Source organism: Candidatus Binatia bacterium (assembly GCA_023150935.1).
In the GTDB taxonomy this organism is placed as follows: domain Bacteria; phylum Desulfobacterota; class Binatia; order HRBIN30; family HRBIN30; genus JAKLJW01.
The window spans coordinates 1-18117 of record JAKLJW010000063.1; the positions used below are offsets into that span (position 1 = coordinate 1).

Consider the following 18117-nt stretch of genomic DNA (forward strand, 5'->3'; position numbering starts at 1 on the left):
GAAGAAGGCGCTACTCGGGACGAACGGGAAGGCACTGCCGCTCCATGGCCTGAAGATTTCTTCGCACCGTGCGCAGAATTCAGATGGGGAGGGCGAGGGGCCGCTTTCTCCGACAGGCTCCTAGAGCTGTTCGACAACGCGCTCGGCAACGACGTCGGCCATCGGCTGGAAGCGCGACGACGACGTCAACCCGCCGGCGATGCCGCTGCTGCCCACGCCGGTGGTATACGAGCGCACCACCTGTTCGCCGTCACGCACCTGCACGCCCACGTCGAGAGTATCGACACCCGCCATGATCCCGAGCCAGAACACCAACGCGCCCGAGCGCAACCGGAAGTCCGTGATCTCCACGTTGAGCACACGCGGACTGTTCTCGTCGAGCTTACCCTTCTTCGACAACTCGCCTTCGATCGCCGCCCGCAGGCGCGGCAGTCCGTTTACCTCGTCGATGATCGTCTTATTGTCGGCCGCCAGTGACGGCGCGACGGTGACCACGACCTTGCCGACGCTGGCGACCGGCTGCCCGGTAGGTGCAACGTGCTCCGACTCCCTGGCGGAACACCCGGCCATCGACGCCAACGCCGAAAAGATCAACACGGGAACCAACGCAACCTTCGCAACCGATTTCGTCATGTCCGCACCCCTTCTCCTGTTCGTCCGTGAGCTGACACCGCCAGAGCAAACCTCGCTCTCCGGCCGGAGTACGAGATGCCCCGCGCCCCCGGCAAGGACCGGAAAGATCGCCGGCCGCGAGTCTCTTACGACGCCGCCGAATACGCGGTCAAGGGTCGACCCAGGAACGCATCGTCTCCAGTATCGAGGACCGTGCTACCAGCCGCGGCGATGGCGCACGAAAATCCTGCGCGCCGGCTCTATCGCGGTGGTCGACCCAACCGAGTCGCGAAGATCGTCGACGGATTGTGGGCTGGGGTGTTAGCCCGCGGCGTTGCCCGCGATTACCCGGTCGCTCTCCTCATGCCGCACCCGTACGCGCCCGCCGGCGAATGGCCTTCTCGGCTTCGACGGCCAGGAACACCGTCGCGGCAACGGCGACGATCCGTATCCAGGCAGCGACGTCGATGGCGGCCGTTTCGAACAGCACCTGCATCACCGGCAGGTAGGTGAACAGTAACTGAAATACCAGCACGAGTCCGATCGCAAGCAATACCGGGCGGCTGCCGAAGAGCCCGTTGCGGGTGTACGAGGGCTCGTTAAGGAAGCGGGCATTCAGCAGATAGAATGCCTCGAACATTACCAGCGTGTTCACCGCCACCGTGCGGGCGACCTCGAGACTCTCCCCCTGTGCCCGCTCCCACAAGAACAGGCCGAAGGTTCCGCCGACGAGAATGAGGCTGACGTACACGAAGCGAAAGAACAGCGCCGGCGAAAGAATCGGGGCGTCTGGCCGGCGCGGCGGGCGGCGCATCGTACCCCGTTCGATCGGCTCGAAGGCGAGGGCCAGAGCCAGAGTAACAGCGGTGATCATGTTCACCCAGAGGATCTGCACGGCGGTGATTGGCAGCGAGCGGCCGAGCAGGATGGCCGACACGATCGTCAGCGCCTCGCCGCCGTTGGTCGGGAGGATAAAGAGGATGGCCTTCTGCAGGTTGGCATACACCGCGCGCCCCTCTTCGACGGCATGGGCGATCGACGCGAAGTTGTCGTCGGCAAGAACCATCTCTGCCGCCTCTTTCGCGGCTTCCGTACCCTTCCTGCCCATCGCCACGCCGACGTCGGCGCGCTTCAGTGCCGGCGCATCGTTGACGCCGTCGCCGGTCATCGCCACCACCTGACGGCAGTTCTGCAATGCCTCGACGAGACGCAGCTTGTGCTCCGGGCTCGAGCGCGCGAAAACATCGACTTGCGTGACCCTCTCCAGCAGAGCCGCATCGTCGAGTCGATCGAGATCGGGACCGGTAATCGTGTCCCGATCGTTGGCAAGGTGCAGTTGCGCGGCGATGGCCCGGGCCGTGACGGCATGGTCGCCGGTGATCATCTTCACGCGGATGCCCGCCTGCTGACAGTGCTCGATGGCGGCGATCGCTTCCTCTCGCGGCGGGTCGATGAGGCCGAAGAGCCCAAGCAACGTCAGGTCGCCATCGACGTCCTCGAATCGCAACTCGGTCTGACCGGCGACCCCCTTCTTGCACGCAACCGCGAGAACACGCTGCGCCTGCGCTCCCAGCGCCTCGACGTGTCGCTGCCACTTTGCCGCCTCCAGCGGAACCTCGCCGTTCCCGGTCAGCTCCCACGCGCACATATCCAGCAGCCGCTCGGGTGCGCCTTTGACGTATATCATCCCCCGCCCTTCGTGATCGTGGTGCAGCGTAGCCATGAAGCGATGCTGCGACTCGAACGGGATCGCGTCCGTCCGTGGGAAGCGCTCCCGCTCCCCTTGCTCGTCGAGGCCCGCCTTGGCGGCAACCGTGAGCAACGCGCCTTCCGTGGGCGCCCCTTCCAATACCCATGCGTCGTCGCTCTGCCGCAAGTGCGCGTCGTTGCACAACACCGCGGCGCGAGCGATCTGCAACAGCACGGCATCTTCCGCCGGGTCGATCTCACGGCCGTCGATGTCGAACGCTCCGTGAGGGTCGTAGCCCGCACCGGCGACATCGTAAACGTTCTCCGCGGCGACCACAGTACGGGCGGTCATTTCGTTGCGGGTGAGCGTTCCCGTCTTGTCGGAGCAGATCACCGTGACGGCACCGAGGGTCTCTACGGCCGGCAACCTGCGAATGATGGCGTTGCGGCCCGCCATGCGCTGCACGCCGATCGCCAGGGTGATGGTCATAATCGCAGGGAGGCCTTCCGGAATCGCCGCAACGGCGAGACCGACGGCGGCAAGAAACATCTCGCCGGGCGCGTACTCCTGAACGAGAAGCCCGAACGCGAACGTGAAACCGGCTAACACGAGGATCGCCGCCGTCAGCCAGCGGCCGAAAGCCGACATCTGCCGCAGTAACGGGGTGGTGAGTTCCCGGACCTCGGCAAGCATCGAACTGATGCGGCCGATCTCGGTCGCGTCGCCCGTGGCGATAACCACTCCCGTACCCTGACCGTACGTCACCAGGGTACCCGAGTATGCCATCGAAGAACGGTCCCCAAGCGCGGCCTCGGCCAACACGGGAGTTACGTCCTTCTCGGCGGCAACCGACTCGCCCGTAAGTGCAGCCTCGTCGATTTCGAGATTGCGAACGTGAATCAGGCGCAAATCGGCGGGAACCTTGTCGCCCGAGCGCAACAGTACGATGTCTCCGCGGACCAGATCCTCAGCCTCGATCTCGCGCCGGTGACCGCCGCGCAGGACAGTCGCGTGCAACGAGAGCATGCCGCGGATGGCATCGAGCGCACGCTCGGCCTTACCCTCTTGAATGAAACCGATCAACGCGTTCAAAACCACGACGCCGAGGATGACGCCGGTGTCCACCCAGTGCGCCAGCAAGGCGGTGATCGCCGCCGCAACCAGCAGGACATAGATCAGCACGTTGTGGAACTGCAGGAGGAAGCGCACCAACGGCCCGCGCCGCGCCGGCGGCGTCAGCCGGTTGGGTCCGTCCTGCGCGAGGCGACGCTCGGCCTCGGACTGCGACAGCCCCTCACGGGTTCCGCCCACTTCGCGCAGAACATCGTCCGCCGAGGAGGCGTGCCAGGCCGACCTGTCCATACGGTTGTCAGTCTCTTCCCGCATCGCCAGGACCTCCGCTGAACTCTTACCCGAGGCGGGCAACGAATCCGAGACTCCACCGGGACTGAATTCCATTGCCCCCCGGGCAATGCTTTATGGCATCGTCGGACGAGCGCCGGCGCGGTCGCCGGTAATTCGCGGCCGCATCGGTGAGCAACGAGAAGGAGGGCGAACAGGACCGCCATGGGCACCCTCGCGGCGCCCCGGTTCCCGCTGCGGCAAGCGAACGCCACACCGGGGCTCCGCCGAGCCCCGGCGCGGTCAGTCGCTACTGCGTAACCTTGATGCGGTGTTCGTCCTGCCCGAGCAGGCCGCCGGCACCGGCGACCTTCAGCACGACGCGATACGTGCCGGCCTTGGCGTATGTGTGGGAGGCGGTGGCACCCTGCGCCTTGGCGGTTCCGTCACCGAACGTCCACTCGTAAGTCGCGGCGGCCGGGATCTGATCGGCCTTGAACTCCACCGTCAACGGCGCCTTCCCGCTGGTCGGCTTCGCCTCGGACCAAACGATGACGGTCTCGATCGGCTGGTCCGGTACAGCTTCCATTGCCTCCTTCACGCCCTTTTCGCCGGGAAGCTGATCGTATCCCTCCAGCTTGTCGAGTTCCTTCAGCTCCTTCGGCGAGTCCTGTGCCGCCACAGGCCCGCTTCCCGCTGCCACCAGTAGAGCCACACAACACACTGCCATCAGGGTCCGTCGCTGCATCGTTGCCTCCTTCTTCTGGAGAGTTCGGCGCGGCACGCTACACCAGCATCGGCCCCGAGGAAAGCCAATGTTAGATGCTCGTCGATCGTCGAAGGACGGCGCTTTCGTCGGAGCGCCGTTCTCCGGCGCGCATCGAGGCAGACGGGATTTCATGAGCCGGCCCGGATAACCGCGTAGCAACCCTCCCAGCCACTTCCCTTCGCCGTCGGTCCAATACAGCCGGGCACCGCGGCCCAAAACGACCGCTCAGCCGGCGTTCGGACGGCCCTTGGGGCCTGATGAATCAACGGCAAACCATGCCTGGGCGTGGCACGGCCGCTGCTCCTACGGGTTCTCAGGAACGGCCAGCGTGCCGGTAAACAGGAGGCAATCATGACGACGGATTTCGACGGCAAGGAATCGGGCGCGTCCAGCGGATCGGTTGGTTTCGGTTACGACGCGGAAATATCGTGCAGCGGCGGACCGCGGGCGCATGGCGGCGGATTCGACAGTGACGACGATCTGATCGACCTGATAAGGGTCGAATCACTCGGCGGCGGCGAATCGCGGCGCGGGCCGCTGACGGGAACCCGGGCACTCATGTTGGCGGTTCTCGAGGACGGCATTCGCGCCTATCTCGGCAAGCGCCGCACGCTCGTCGACGAGGCCCAGTTGTGGATCGACTCGCGGCGGCGGACGTCGCCGTTCTGCTTCGACGTCGTGTGCGAAACGCTGGGGCTGAATCCCGACGCGGTACGCAAGGCACTGCACCGGATGAAGGCCGCCAACACTCCGGCGAACAAGGTGCTGCCGCGCGTGCGCAACAACGTCCGCGTCCCCGGCCGGGTCTGCCTGCGCGGTCGCACCGGAAACCGCCGGGCCGCGTGACGGGATTCGTCGGTCGCCGTTCGTTACGGAGCCAACGGGTTTTCACGCAGAACCGTAACCTGCGGCGGCCCTCCCGAAGCCTGTCCTGAGCCCCCGCTAAGTACTCCGGTTCATTAGTCCGGCGACGTATTCAGTTCGTCCCGAGTAGCGCCATCTTTTCGGCGGCATATCGAGGGGCGGGGCCGCAAAGCCGCTCGCCAGGCTGCCCCTCGATACGCCCCTGAGAAAACGGGGCTACTCGGGGCGAACGGGAAGCGTCGTACGGAATACGTCGCCGTAATTGTGCCCATCACTACTAAGGGCGGGACGCCGCATTTCTCGACGTCCCGCCCCCCTCCACAGCCTTACACCCTCCATCTACGTTCTTGACCTGATCGGCCTGGCGCGCGAAGGAAAGACGCCAGCGGGTCACGGGAGGGTGGACATGCGGGACTTCAAGGGCAAGGTCGCTGTAGTCGACGGCGCCGCCGCGGCGATCGGTCGCGCCGTCGCCGAGCGCCGCCGACGCGCGGGCATGGGGGTGGTCAGCGCCGACATCGACAAGCCGGCCCCAGCCGCTTTTCCCGGGGTGGCGGGAGGCTGGCGGTTGCGTAACCTCGATCCGCCGGCGCAGCAAGAATGACCAGCCCCGCACCCGACGAACACGTCTTCTCCTTCGACGGCCTCAACTGGAGTCGCCTGCGGGGCGCCGTCAGGAACTTCGCGTCGTCCGAAGTCGGCGACCGGGCCATCGTCCTGTTCTGGCTCCTCATCTTCTTCCTGGTCGGCATCAACGGTCTCAACGTTCTCAACAGCTACGTCGGACGCGACTTCATGACGGCCATCCAGAACCGCAACGCCAGGATGTTCTGGTACTGGACCGGCGTGTACGTCGTGGTCTTCGCGGCGTCCACCATGGTCGCCGTCCTCTACCGGTTCGTCGAAGAGCGTCTCGGGCTGCTCTGGCGCGAGTGGCTCACGCGCCAGCTCGTCAGGACCTACGTCGGCAACCGCACCTACTTCCGGCTGCGCGAGCAGGGCACGATCGATAACCCCGACCAGCGCATCGCCGAAGACGTGCGCACCTTCACCGTCACCACGCTGTCGTTCTTCCTCATGCTGCTGAACGGCACCTTCACCATTCTGGCGTTCTCCGGCGTGCTCTGGTCGATCAGTCCGACGCTCTTCGGAGTTGCGGTTGGCTACGCGACTCTCGGCTCCCTGGCGACCATCGCGCTGGGCCGCCCGCTGGTGCGGCTCAATTACAACCAGTTCGACAAGGAAGCGAGCTTCCGGGCCGAGCTGATCCACATCCGCGAGAACGCCGAGTCGGTAGCGCTGCTCCACCGCGAGCGCCGCCTGACCGCGCGCCTCCTCCGGCGGGTCGACGGTCTGGTCGCCAACCTCAAACGCATCATCGCCGTCAACCGCAATCTCGGCTTCTTCACGACCGGATACAGCTATCTCATCCAGATCATCCCGACCGTCCTCGTCGCGCCTTTGTTCATCCGCGGCCAGGTTGAGTTCGGCGTGATCACCCAGGCGGCAATGGCCTTCGCCCAACTCCTCGGGGCTTTCTCCCTGATCGTCACCCAGTTCCAATCGATCTCTTCTTATGCCGCGGTGCTCGCCCGTCTCAGTGACCTCGTCGATGCCGTCGAGCACACGACCTGGCGAGACCTCTCGGCGATCGAAATCGTCGAGGCCGACGGCCCGATCGTTTACGATCGCCTGACCCTGCGCTCGCCCCGCGACGGGCGCATCGTGTTGAAGGACCTCTCCGCGTCCATTCCGCGCGGCTACCGGCTCTTCGTCACCGGGCCCAGCGACACCGGGAAGGTTGCCCTGTTCCGCGCCACCGCCGGCATCTGGGACTGGGGCAGCGGCCGGATCGTCCACCCCGGCCTCGACGCGGTCGTCTTCCTCCCCGAGCGCCCTTATCTCCCGCCGGGTACCATGCGCGAGGTTCTGGTTCGCACCGGCAAGGACAGCGAGATTTCCGATGCGCTCATCGAAGAAACCCTGCACTTGCTTGGCCTCGATAAACTTGTGGTCCGAGCGGGCGGGCTCGACGTCGAACGCGATTGGGACAACATCCTTGGCCTCGGCGAGCAGCAACTGCTGGCCGTCGCGCGCGTCTTGCTGGCCGCACCCAACTTCGTCTTTCTGCAAAGACCGAGTACCGCCCTCGACGCCGCAGAGGTCGAAACCGTCCACGGACTGCTCGCCGAACGCGGTATCGGTTACGTCACCTTCGGCAAGCCGGACGATGCCCGCAACGGACACCAGGCGAGGCTCACGCTGTCCGACGACGGCGCGTGGGAGTGGACCGATCTGGACCGGACCTGACGCTGACAGCGAAGATATCAGAGCCTCGCCCTCCCGTGACCTCGACCGCAGACGAACGACGAGCAGACGAACGACGCGCAACGAGCCTGACGCCGCCAATCACGCGGCCGGCAGCACGTACCCGATCATGAACACGAAGTGCGCGATGCTACCGGCGAGCACGCAGACGTGGAATACACCGTGGTGTCCCAGCAACTCCGGTAGCGGGTCCGGACGCCGCAGGCCGTAGATCACGCCGCCCACCGTATACGCGAGCCCACCGGCCACCAGCCACGCAAAGCCCTCGGGGGGCAGAGCGCGCACGAGCGGACCGATCGCCACAACCGCCAGCCAACCCATGCCCAGATAGACCGCCGCGGTCGGCAACGGCGGCAGGTGATTGAAAAACAGTTTGAGCGCAATGCCACCGGCCGCCAGCGCCCACACGACCCCGAAAAGGCCCCATCCCAGCCCGCCGCCCAGGGTCACCAAGCACACCGGCGTGTAGGTCCCGGCGATCAGAACGAAGATCGCCATATGATCGAAGCGCCGCAGCCAGTCCTCGACTCGCGGCGAGACGTGCAAGCCGTGGTAGATAGTACTCGCCGCATACAACAGCACCAGGCTCGTCCCGTAGACGGCAAACCCGATCACCCGCCGCGGCCCGTTGGCCGTCGCCACCAGCGCCACCAACCCCACGATCGACAACAACACACCGAGCATGTGCGAGTAACTGTTGAACGGTTCCTTCACGCGCCAGTTCATGGACGACGACACTACGCAGTCTGCCGCCGGAAAGCGAGCGAATAGCGTCGATCGGGAAACGATAGCCCGCCGGTGCGATCGGAACCGTCCGGCCGGGCCGGGCGCGCCCGGATCGCTTTTCAAGGTTCAAGACTGCATCCGGCACCCCGCCCCCGTCATCAGAAACTCGTCGAAATAGCGCGCTGGCCATCGCGGCGCAGCGGCAACGGCGTCCGGTCGACGAGTTGATCGCGCGCACCCCTGCCGATGGCCTGGTCGCCGGCGTGGGGACCGTGAACGGCGATCGTTTCGACGCACACCGCGCCCGCTGCGCCGTGCTGGCTTACGACTACACCGTGCTCGCCGGCGCGATCGACAGCCCGGGCGCCGACAAGGCAGCGCGCTTCATGCAACTCTGCGACGCCTTCGACATCCCGATCCTCTTCCTTTGCGACACGCCGGGGATCATGGTCGGTCCCGAAACCGAAGCGACCGCGATCGTCCGCCACTGGAGTCGGATGTTCGTCGTCGGCGGCAGTCTGACCGTACCCTTCTTCACCATCGTACTGCGCAAAGCGTACGGACTGGGCGCGCAGGCAATGGCCGGCGGCAGCCACAAGGCGCCGTTGTTCACCGTGTCGTGGCCGACCGGGGAGTTCGGCGGCATGGGCCTCGAGGGCGCCGTCAAGCTCGGCTTCCGCAAGGAACTCGAAGCGGTCGCCGACCCGGTCGAGCGCAAGCAGTTGTTCGAGTACATGGTCGGACGCGCCTACGAGCACGGCAAGGCGTTAAACACCGCAACCCACTTCGAAATCGACGACGTCATCGACCCGGCCGAGTCGCGGCACCGGGTGTTGAGTCTGCTGCGGGCAACCCCTCCGCCGCCCCCGCGCGAACGCAAGAAGCGGCCCTGTGTGGATACCTGGTGAGGGGGGCCCCGGGGGACACTGAGGGCTTGGGGGCCTGGGGGGCAACGCGGTGGGCCATCAGGCGGCGCTTGAGGGTGGAGCATCGGTCTGCGGTCCTCTGGAGAATGTGCCCAGCGCCAACGCGGTTGCCAGGGCGCGATCGATGCGCGTCATGTACGCCGCCGGCACCGTCCCGGCGAGCACCGACAGGTGGCCCTTCAGCAACGTGTAAATCTCGCCGCACTTTGCCACGCTCGTCACCGCCAGGCCGGCAACGCCGCGAGGGAGCACAACCTCCCAGGGGTACTCGTCGCCACCTCGCTGGGTCGAGGTCAGGTGCACAACCAGAACCTTCGGGTAACGATCGTTGCGATTAAAGGCATCGTGCGACACGATCAGGAACGGACGCCGTTTGTGCGAGCCGCCTGGCAATGGTGGGCTACCCCACCAGACTTCACCGCGTTGCACCGCGCCTCCGGCCTGGTCGCCCGGGCAACTGTCCCGGGGAAAACGCCTGCGCACCAACCAGGTCGCCGTCCTCGTCGGCATGGCCCGCGGCGCAGTAACGCTCTACCGCCTCGGCAATGCGATCCTGCTCGATCCGTTGGAGCTTCTCGTGCACCGCCTCCCGCACGAACTCGGATACGGTTCGGTACCGCCCTGCGGCGACCAGCTCCTCGACGCGCTCGATCTGCGCAGTCTCCGCATTGATCACGGTCTTTCGCTTCACGGCCTTCATCGGCATGAGCCTAGACGTGTACACCTGGATGGTCAACCAGTTTGGTGTACCGACCCTGTTCCCGGGGCCTGGGGCTTGAGGGGGTTGGCGGTTATGCGGGTCGGCTCAGGAGCAACGGACGACGATCGACCAACTGCTGTCAGCCGGACTCGGGAATAGTCCGCAGAATGCGAACCGCGACGCCGATTGCCGCGCAGAGCAGCGCCGCGCTCACCAGAAACGCGGCGCCAGGTATCTGCACCGGTGCGGCCGGCGACGTGAAATATCCGAACAGTCCGGTGGCCATCAGTGGGGCGACGATACCGGTTACGCCGCGAACGCTGCTCAGGGCACCTTGCACGGCGCCCTGTTCCCCCGGTCCGACCCGGCGCGTGATCAGCGCCTGGATAGCCGGCCCGGCAATCGATCCGAGGCTGCCGGCGACGATCGTCAGGTAGAGCATCCACCCGGAAGTCGCCAACCCGTAGGCCACGAAGCTCGCCGCACTCACCAGCAAGCCCACCAGCAGCGCGCGTCGCTCCTGCCAGCGGGCGATCAGTACCCCCGTCAACCCACCCGACACGATCACCGACATGATGCCCACGACCGCCAGCGACAGACCGACCTCCAGTTCGGACCACTGAAAGCGATAGATCGTGTACAGCACCCAGGTGCTCGGCAGCGCATCGTGCGCCAGCCGCTCGAGAGCGACCACGCCGGCCAACCCGAACACGGCGGGGTGAGTTCGCAGCCCTGCCAGCGCCGCCAGCGGACTGGCCTTGCGCCAGGCGAACGGTCGGCGGCGTTCCGGCGCGTGCGACTCGGGCAGGACCAGGAATCCGTACAGCGCGTTGGCGAGATTGAGCACGGCCGCCGCGACGAACGGCGCCCGCAAACCGAAGCGGGCCAGCAAACCGCCCAACGCCGGGCCCAGCACGAACCCAACCCCGAAACACGCGCCGACCAGACCGAAATTGCGGCCCCGTTGTTCCGGAGTGCTGACATCGGCGATGTACGCATTGGCCGCGGTCACGCTGGCCCCGGTGATGCCGGAGATCAGTCGGCCCAAAAAGAGCCAGCTCAAAGTCGGCGCAAACGCCATCAGCATGTAATCGAGCCCGGCCCCCAACAGCGACAGAAGGATGATCGGGCGCCGCCCGTAGGTATCGCTCAGGTTGCCGAGCACCGGCGAGAAGACGAACTGCATCAGCGCATACGAGGCCGCGAACCACCCGAACACAGCCGACCCGGCGCTGATGCCCTCGCCGTACATCGACGTCACCAGGCTGGGCAGTACGGGCACGATGATGCCGATGCCCAGCATATCGAGCAGTACGGTGACGAGAATGAACGGCACCGCCGGCGTCCGCGCACGCGGCGCCGCGGCGTTTGCGTTAGCTGTCATATCGGCCGGAATCCAAGCTCCGAAACCTAGCCGTATCGCGGCCGGCGAGTAAAGGTGGGCCGCCGGCAAGCGTTCCGTGCGCCGGCGCATTGGAATTCCCCGCTGGCATGGGTATTGGCTGCCCATCGTGGTCTCCGCGAGCGCACACATCGACGTCATCGAATCGCCCGCCGCCGCCGATCGCGTGGCGGCGGCGCGCAACTTCGTCGCCGGCTTCCCGGCCGGAACCGAGCTGTTGCTGATCGGCGCCACCCGCACGGCCATCGACGAGCTGGCGCGCGGCCTGAGCGCCGCGCGCGGCGCCAGCTTCGGCCTGCACCGTTTCACAACGTTCCAGCTCGCGACCCGCTTCGCACGCACCGAACTCGCAGTCCGCGGCCTTGCCGCCGCCGGCGGGCTGGCCGCCGAGGCCATCGCCACGCGCGTGACGTTCGATGCCCTGGCCGCCGACCGCCTGGCGTATTACCGGCCGGTCGCCCGGCTTCCGGGTTTCGCCCGCAACCTCGCCGCAACCGTCGAGGCGCTGCGTCGTAGCGGCGTCACCGCCGCCGCGCTTGCGGCCGAACCCGCCCCCGGTCCCGACCTCGCCGTCCTGCTCTCGGCCTTCGAGGCTTACAACGATGCCGCCGCGCTCGCCGACCGGGCCACGCTGCTCCGGCTCGCTACCGCTACCGTCCGCAACGGCGGCGACCCACTGGTCGGCCTGCCCACGCTCCTGCTCGACGTTGCCGCCGACGCGCGTGCCGATCGCGAGTTTCTCGCGGCGCTGGTGGCCGCGGCGCCACGCGCTTGCATCGCTCAGCCGTCCGGCGATCCCGGCGCGATCGGCGTTCCGCGCGCCGCCGGGCGTGGACGGCCAACGCCAGCCGACTCCCACGCGTCGAGCCTGACCCGCCTCCGCCACCATCTCTTCGCCGCCGCGGCCGCGCCGGCCGACGCCTTCGACGACACCGTGCGCTTCTTCTCTGCCCCCGGCGAAGGACGCGAGTGCGTCGAGATCGCGCGCGCCGTGCTCGGCGAGGCGCGTACCGGTGTGCCGTTCGACGATATGGCCGTGCTGCTGCGCGCGTCCGACCCCTACGTACCGCTGCTCGATGCCGCCTTCGCGCGGGCGACCGTCCCGGCGTACTTCGCACACGGCACCCGGCTACCCGATCCCGCCGGACGCGCCTTCCTCGCCCTGCTCACCTGCGCCGCCAACGGCTGCTCGGCCAGCGATTTCGACGAGTATCTATCGCTGGATCAGGCGCCCGACGAACAGGGCGCCGGCGGGTTGGGCGGCTACGCCGTGGGGCCGGACGCTCTCTCCGAACGGCGGCCGATTATCGATGAACGACCGGAGACGAACGCCGCGACGCCCGACGACCGACCACCGACGAGCCCAGGGCTCCCGGCCGTATTCCGATGGTCCCGCCGCCTCGACGGTCTGGCAGCCGAGCTTCGTTCCCAACTCGAGGCCGCATGCCGGCACGATCCGGATTCCTCGCGCCTTTCACGACTCGAGCACGATCTCGCCGAGATCGCGCGCTTTCGGGCCTTTGCCCTGCCGGTCATCGAGGCGCTCGCAGGTTTGCCGGCGCAGGCGGCGTGGGCCGCGTGGCTCGATACTCTCGCCGTGCTGGCGCCGCAGGTGCTCGCGGCGCCGGAGCGCGTCCTCGCCACCCTCGACGAGTTGCGCCCGCTCGGTAATGCCGGACCTGTAGGTCTGGACGAGGTTCGCGCAGTGCTGGCGCAGCGCCTGACGACGATCGCCACCGATCCGCCGGCGTCGCGCTACGGGCGGGTGTTCGTCGGCAGCCTCGACGACGTTCGCGGCCGCGCCTTCGCCGTGGTCTTCGTCCCCGGACTCGCCGAGCGGGTCTTTCCGCAACGCCCCCGTGAAGACCCGCTCCTCCTCGACGCCCTGCGCGTGCAGCTCTCCCCCGACCTCGCCGTGCAGGCCGACCGTGTCCAGCGCGAGCGGCTGCGCCTGCGGCTCGGCGTCGGCGCCGCCACGCGGCGTCTTTACCTCTCCTATCCGCGCGTGGACGTCGTCGAGGCACGGCCGCGGGTGGCGTCGTTCTACGGACTCGACGTCGCCCGCGCGATTCTCGGACGCATTCCCAACGTCGACGCCTTCGAACGCCAGCTCGCCGGCGCCACCGGCGCCCGCCTCGCGTGGCCGGCGCCCGACGATCCGGCTGGCGCGATAGACGCCATGGAACACGACCTGGCGATCCTCGGTCCGTTGCTGCGCGAAACCGAGCGCACGCGTTGTTACGGGCGAGCCCGGTATCTACTCGCCCTCAACGAGCACCTCGGCCGCTCCCTGCGTAGCCGCTATGCCCGCTGGCAACAACCGGCGTGGTCCGCGTTCGACGGTTTGGTGCAGTCGACCGCGGCGACCGCGGCGGCGCTCGAACCGCACCGTCTCGCGGCGCGGCCGTATTCGGCGTCGGCGCTCGAGCGGTTCGCCCGCTGCCCGTATCAGTTCTACCTTGCGACCATCTACGGTTTGACGCCGCCCGGCACCCCCGACACGCCGGAGCGCCTGTCGCCCGCGACTCGCGGCTTACTGGTTCACGAGGCGCAGGCGCGCACTCTTCGTGCCCTCGCCGCCGGCGGGCTGCTGCCCTTGAGCGCCGCCTCCCCGGAGCGCGCCGATGCGTGCCTCGACGAGATCCTCGCCGCGACGGCCGATCGGTACCGAGATCTCCTGATGCCGCCCATCCCACGCGTGTGGGACGAAGAAATCGCCGCGCTTCGGGACGACCTGCGCACGTGGCTGCGGTGTCTCGCCGCCGACCGCGCCTGGCAGTTCCGGCACGCGGAACTCGCCTTCGGGCTGCCGGTGGACGCGCGCCACGATCCGGCCAGTATCCACACGCCCGTGCCGATTCCCGGCGGCGCGATCCTGCGCGGCGCCATCGACCTCGTCGAACGGCATCGGGACGGCAAGACCTTGCGCGTTACCGATCACAAGACGGGGGCCGGCTCCGCCAATACCCGTACCGTCGTCGGCGGTGGCGCGATTCTCCAACCCGTCATGTACGGCCTGGTCGCCGAGGCGGCGCTCGGGCAGCCGGTGAGCGAGGCGCGCCTCTTCTTCTGTTCGACGCGCGGCGGCTTCGCCGAGCACGTCGTGCGACTCGACAAGGTGGCGCGCGACAGCGCCGTCGCGGTGTTGCAGACCATCGATAAGAGCATTGCCGACGCCTTCCTGCCGCCCGCTCCCCAGCCGGGAGAATGCTCGCGGTGCGAGTTCGCCGTCGTATGCGGACCTTACGAAGAGGAACGTGCCGCCCGCAAAGACCAGCGGCGGCTGGCGCAGCTCAAGCGGATCCGGGAATGTCCATGACCACGCTGGCAGACGCCGCGGCCCGCGACGCCATCTACACCGATCTCTACCGTAACCTGGTCGTCGAAGCCGCGGCGGGCACGGGCAAGACCACCGCGCTGGTTCGTCGCATCGTCGCCGTCTTGCAGGCGGATCGGACGGGGATCGACCGTATCGTCGCGGTGACGTTCACCGAAAAGGCCGCCGGCGATCTGAAACTCCGCCTGCGGGCGGAAATCGAAACCGCCCGTCAGGGCTTGCCGGCAGGTGGCCGTGAAGCACACGCGCTCGACGAGGCGTTGGCGCGCCTCGAAGAGGCGCGGGTCAGCACCATTCACGGTTTCTGCGCCGATCTACTGCGCGAGCGGCCGGTGGAAGCGGGCGTCGATCCGGAATTCCGCGTGCTGCGCGAACCCGACGCGCAGGCGTTGCACGACACCGCGTTCGCACGCTGGCTGCACGAGTGCCTCGACCACCCGCCGGAAGGCGTGCGCCGGGCGCTACGGCGCCGGCGCCGCGCCAACGACGAGTCCCCCGGCGAGGCGTTGCGGATGGCATCCGGCGCGCTGAAGGACTGGCGCGACTTTCCCGCCCCGTGGCGCCGCGACCCCTTCGATCGATCCGCGGCACTCACCGATCTCGTCGCGCAACTCTGCGCTTTCGCTTCGCTGACCGACCGCTGCGCACAGCCGGCCAAGGACAATCTCTACCGCGACACGGCGCTGGCCCGCACGCTGCGAGACGAGGTCGTTCGCGCCGCGGCCATCGGCGCCCGCGACGACGACGTGTTCGAAGCGCGGCTCGTCTGGCTGGCGCGGGACTACACGTTCAACCACCCCCGCGGCGGCTGGGGCGATTTCTACGCGCCGGGTGTGTCGCGCGCGGCGGTCAGCAACGCCCACGCCCAGTTCCTGCGTGCCCTCGCGGCGTTCGCCAACGACGCCGATGCCGACCTTGCCGCCGCGGTGCAGCAGGAGTTGTCCGTCGTCGTCGAGCGTTACGAGGCGCTCAAGCGAAGCCAGGGTGTTCTCGACTTCACCGATCTGCTGCTGCGAGCCCGCGCTCTGCTGCGCGACTGCGACGGCGTTCGGGCCGACTTCCAGCGGCGTTTCACGCACCTGTTCGTGGACGAGTTTCAGGACACCGACCCGCTGCAAGCGGAGATCCTCCTCTTGCTCGCCGCTGCCGATCCGGGGGAACGGGACTGGCGGCTGACGGTTCCGGTTCCGGGCAAGCTGTTTCTCGTCGGCGATCCGAAGCAGTCGATATACCGCTTTCGGCGCGCCGATGTCGGCATGTACGTCGACGTCAAGACGCTGTTGCTCGCCAACGGTGCAAACGAAGTTCAGCTCACGACGAGCTTTCGCGCCGTGCCGGCCATACAGCGACTCGTCAACGACGCCTTCGCGCCGATTATGACCGGCGACGCGGCCACGTTGCAGGCGGACTACGTGCCGTTGGCGGCGTTTCGCGACGACGCCGACGGCCAGCCGTCGGCGGTGGCGTTGCCGGTTCCCGCGCCATACGGCAAGCGCAACGTCGCCGGGCGTGCCATCGAGGAGTCGTTGCCGCAGGCCGTGGCGGCGTTCGTGCAATGGTTGCTCGCCGAAAGCGGCTGGACGGTTACCGAACGGGAGCGCCCGGGCGAGCGTGTAGCGGTGTCGGCGCGGCACGTGTGTCTGTTGTTTCGGCGTTTCGAGAGCTTCGGCGACGATATGACGCGCGGCTACCAGCGGGCGCTGGAAGGGCGCGGCGTCCCGCATCTGCTCGTTGGCGGCCGCACCTTCCACGCCCGCGAGGAAGTGGAAACCATGCGCGCGGCGCTGACGGCGATCGAGTGGCCCGGCGACGACCTGGCGGTGTTTGCCACGTTGCGCGGCTCGCTGTTCGCGGTCGACGATGCCGCGTTGCTGGCTTATCGGCGGGAGTTCGGCAAGCCGCACCCGCTGCATCCGCCGCCGCCGGAGAGCGCTCCGACTCTGGAGCCGATCGCCGCGGCGCTGTCGCTGCTGGCCGAGCTGCACCGTATGCGCAACCGCCGGCCCGTCGCCGACACGCTCGCCCACCTGCTCGCCGCCACGCGGGCGCACGCCGGGTTTGCACTCCGGCCGTCGGGAGAGCAGGCCCTCGCCAACGTGCTGCACCTCACCGAACTCGCGCGGGTGCACGAGGCGGGGCGAGCCGGTTCGTTCCGCAGCTTCGTCGAGCGGCTGCGGCACGACGCGAACGCGCGCTCGACCGCCGATGCGCCGATCCTCGAAGAGGGCAGCGAAGGCGTGCGAATGATGACCGTGCACAAAGCCAAGGGGCTCGAGTTTCCCGTGGTCATCCTCGCCGACATGACCGCCAAGCTCGCCGGTCCGGTCGCCCGCCATCTCGACCCGGCCCGCGGAATCTGCGCTTTGCGGCTCGCCGGCTGGGCCCCGATCGAGCTGATCGAGCACGAGGCCATCGAGGCCGCGCGCGACCTCGCCGAAGGCGTCCGGATCACTTACGTCGCCGCGACGCGGGCGCGGGATCTGCTGGTGGTACCCGCCGTCGGGGACGAGCCGTTCGAACGCGGCTGGATCGCGCCGCTCAACCGGGCAATCTATCCACCACGCGAGCGGCGTACGGCGGCGGTACTGGCACCGGCCTGCCCGCCGTTCGGCGGCGACAGCGTCCTCAGGCGCCCCGACCATAGGCCAACGGACGACGCGCCGGTACGACCCGGGTTGCACCTCTTCGACGGCTACGGCGTGGTGTGGTGGGACCCGGCTGTCCTGGCACTCGAAGGTGCGCCGCGGCGCGGGCTGCGACAGGAGGACCTGCTGGGGAAGGAGGCGCCGGAGGAAGTCGTCGACGCGGACCGCTGTCGGTTCGAGGCCTGGCAGGAGGACCGCGACGCGGCGGTCGTTGACGGATCGCGTCCGGCGCTGACCGTACGTGTAGTGACCGAGGTAGCTGCCACCGGTGACGACGGCGCGCCCGCAGTCGAGGTGTGCGAGTTGGCGCGCATTCCCGGGCGCGCAACCGGCGCACGCTTCGGGGTGTTGGTTCACGCGATGCTTGCGGCGACGCCGCTACAGGCCGACGCCGCCGCCATTGCCGGCATTGCCGCAATGCACGCGCGGCTCGTCGGCGCGCCGGCCGAGGAAGTCTCCGACGCGGTTACCGCCGTGGTGGCGGCCCTCGCCCATCCCTTGCTCGAGGCGGCGCGCGCCGCGGCGGCCTGCGGGAACTGCCGCCGAGAAACTCCCGTGGCCCTGGCGTTGGAGGAGGGAGAACTCGTCGAGGGCGTGGTCGATCTGGCGTACTTCGACGGCGTGCTGTGGACGGTCGTCGATTTCAAGACCGACCGGCTCGACGCGCCGGCGGTCGGCGCCTACAGGCGTCAGGTAGCGCTGTACGCCGCGGCCATCGCCCGCGCCACCGGACAGCCCGCGCGCGGGGTGGTGTTGGGGGTGTGAGTGGGGGCGTGG

The 18117-nt window shown here is 68.0% G+C and carries 12 protein-coding genes and 1 pseudogene; 6 read left to right on the plus strand and 7 right to left on the minus strand.

Going from position 1 to position 18117, the window contains the following annotated elements; all coding sequences use genetic code 11:
• Positions 1 to 120: 120 nt before the first annotated feature.
• From L6Q96_21945 to L6Q96_21955, 3 genes are all read right to left on the minus strand, one after another.
• Complete coding sequence (locus L6Q96_21945; GenBank protein MCK6557213.1) at positions 121 to 633, minus strand: hypothetical protein; 513 nt, start codon at positions 631 to 633, stop codon at positions 121 to 123.
• 340 nt (positions 634 to 973) lie between these two features.
• Complete coding sequence (locus L6Q96_21950; protein MCK6557214.1) at positions 974 to 3688, minus strand: cation-transporting P-type ATPase; 2715 nt, start codon at positions 3686 to 3688, stop codon at positions 974 to 976.
• 265 nt (positions 3689 to 3953) lie between these two features.
• A complete protein-coding gene (locus L6Q96_21955; protein ID MCK6557215.1) occupies positions 3954 to 4391 on the minus strand; it encodes a PKD domain-containing protein in 438 nt (145 codons plus the stop codon).
• A 372-nt stretch (positions 4392 to 4763) separates the two neighbouring features.
• On the opposite strand from L6Q96_21955, the gene L6Q96_21960 reads away from it, so the two are divergent.
• The 3 genes from L6Q96_21960 (at position 4764) to L6Q96_21970 (ending at position 7586) form a co-directional block, all read left to right on the plus strand.
• Entirely contained in the window at positions 4764 to 5258 is a 495-nt protein-coding gene (locus L6Q96_21960; GenBank protein ID MCK6557216.1) for a hypothetical protein, read from the plus strand.
• A 424-nt stretch (positions 5259 to 5682) separates the two neighbouring features.
• Positions 5683 to 5880, plus strand: a complete 198-nt coding sequence (locus L6Q96_21965; GenBank protein MCK6557217.1) for a hypothetical protein — start codon at positions 5683 to 5685, stop codon at positions 5878 to 5880.
• Positions 5877 to 7586, plus strand: a complete 1710-nt coding sequence (locus L6Q96_21970; GenBank protein MCK6557218.1) for an ATP-binding cassette domain-containing protein — start codon at positions 5877 to 5879, stop codon at positions 7584 to 7586. Before L6Q96_21965 ends, L6Q96_21970 begins: the two co-directional genes overlap by 4 nt.
• Positions 7587 to 7685: 99 nt before the next feature.
• On the opposite strand, the gene L6Q96_21975 is transcribed toward L6Q96_21970, so the two are convergent.
• The gene (locus tag L6Q96_21975) at positions 7686 to 8318 is read right to left on the minus strand and encodes a hemolysin III family protein (protein ID MCK6557219.1); all 633 of its coding nucleotides are present in this window, start codon (positions 8316 to 8318) and stop codon (positions 7686 to 7688) included.
• Positions 8319 to 8644: 326 nt separating this feature from the next.
• Here L6Q96_21975 and L6Q96_21980 point away from each other — a divergent pair.
• A pseudogene (locus tag L6Q96_21980) lies at positions 8645 to 9238 on the plus strand (carbamoyl-phosphate synthase large subunit).
• Positions 9239 to 9295: 57 nt separating this feature from the next.
• On the opposite strand, the gene L6Q96_21985 reads toward L6Q96_21980, so the two are convergent.
• From L6Q96_21985 to L6Q96_21995, 3 genes are all read right to left on the minus strand, one after another.
• Positions 9296 to 9685, minus strand: a complete 390-nt coding sequence (locus L6Q96_21985; protein MCK6557220.1) for a type II toxin-antitoxin system PemK/MazF family toxin — start codon at positions 9683 to 9685, stop codon at positions 9296 to 9298.
• The gene (locus L6Q96_21990) at positions 9672 to 9947 is read right to left on the minus strand and encodes a ribbon-helix-helix domain-containing protein (protein MCK6557221.1); all 276 of its coding nucleotides are present in this window, start codon (positions 9945 to 9947) and stop codon (positions 9672 to 9674) included. The genes L6Q96_21985 and L6Q96_21990 overlap by 14 nt, the downstream gene beginning before the upstream one ends.
• Before the next feature lie 148 nt (positions 9948 to 10095).
• Complete coding sequence (locus L6Q96_21995) at positions 10096 to 11340, minus strand: TCR/Tet family MFS transporter (GenBank protein ID MCK6557222.1); 1245 nt, start codon at positions 11338 to 11340, stop codon at positions 10096 to 10098.
• 127 nt (positions 11341 to 11467) lie between these two features.
• Between L6Q96_21995 and L6Q96_22000 the strand changes: the two genes are divergently transcribed.
• Both L6Q96_22000 and L6Q96_22005 read left to right on the plus strand, forming a co-directional pair.
• Entirely contained in the window at positions 11468 to 14677 is a 3210-nt protein-coding gene (locus L6Q96_22000) for a PD-(D/E)XK nuclease family protein (protein ID MCK6557223.1), read from the plus strand.
• Positions 14668 to 18105: a UvrD-helicase domain-containing protein gene (locus tag L6Q96_22005; protein MCK6557224.1), complete on the plus strand. Its 3438-nt coding sequence runs from the start codon at positions 14668 to 14670 to the stop codon at positions 18103 to 18105. Before L6Q96_22000 ends, L6Q96_22005 begins: the two co-directional genes overlap by 10 nt.
• Positions 18106 to 18117 lie beyond the last annotated feature (12 nt).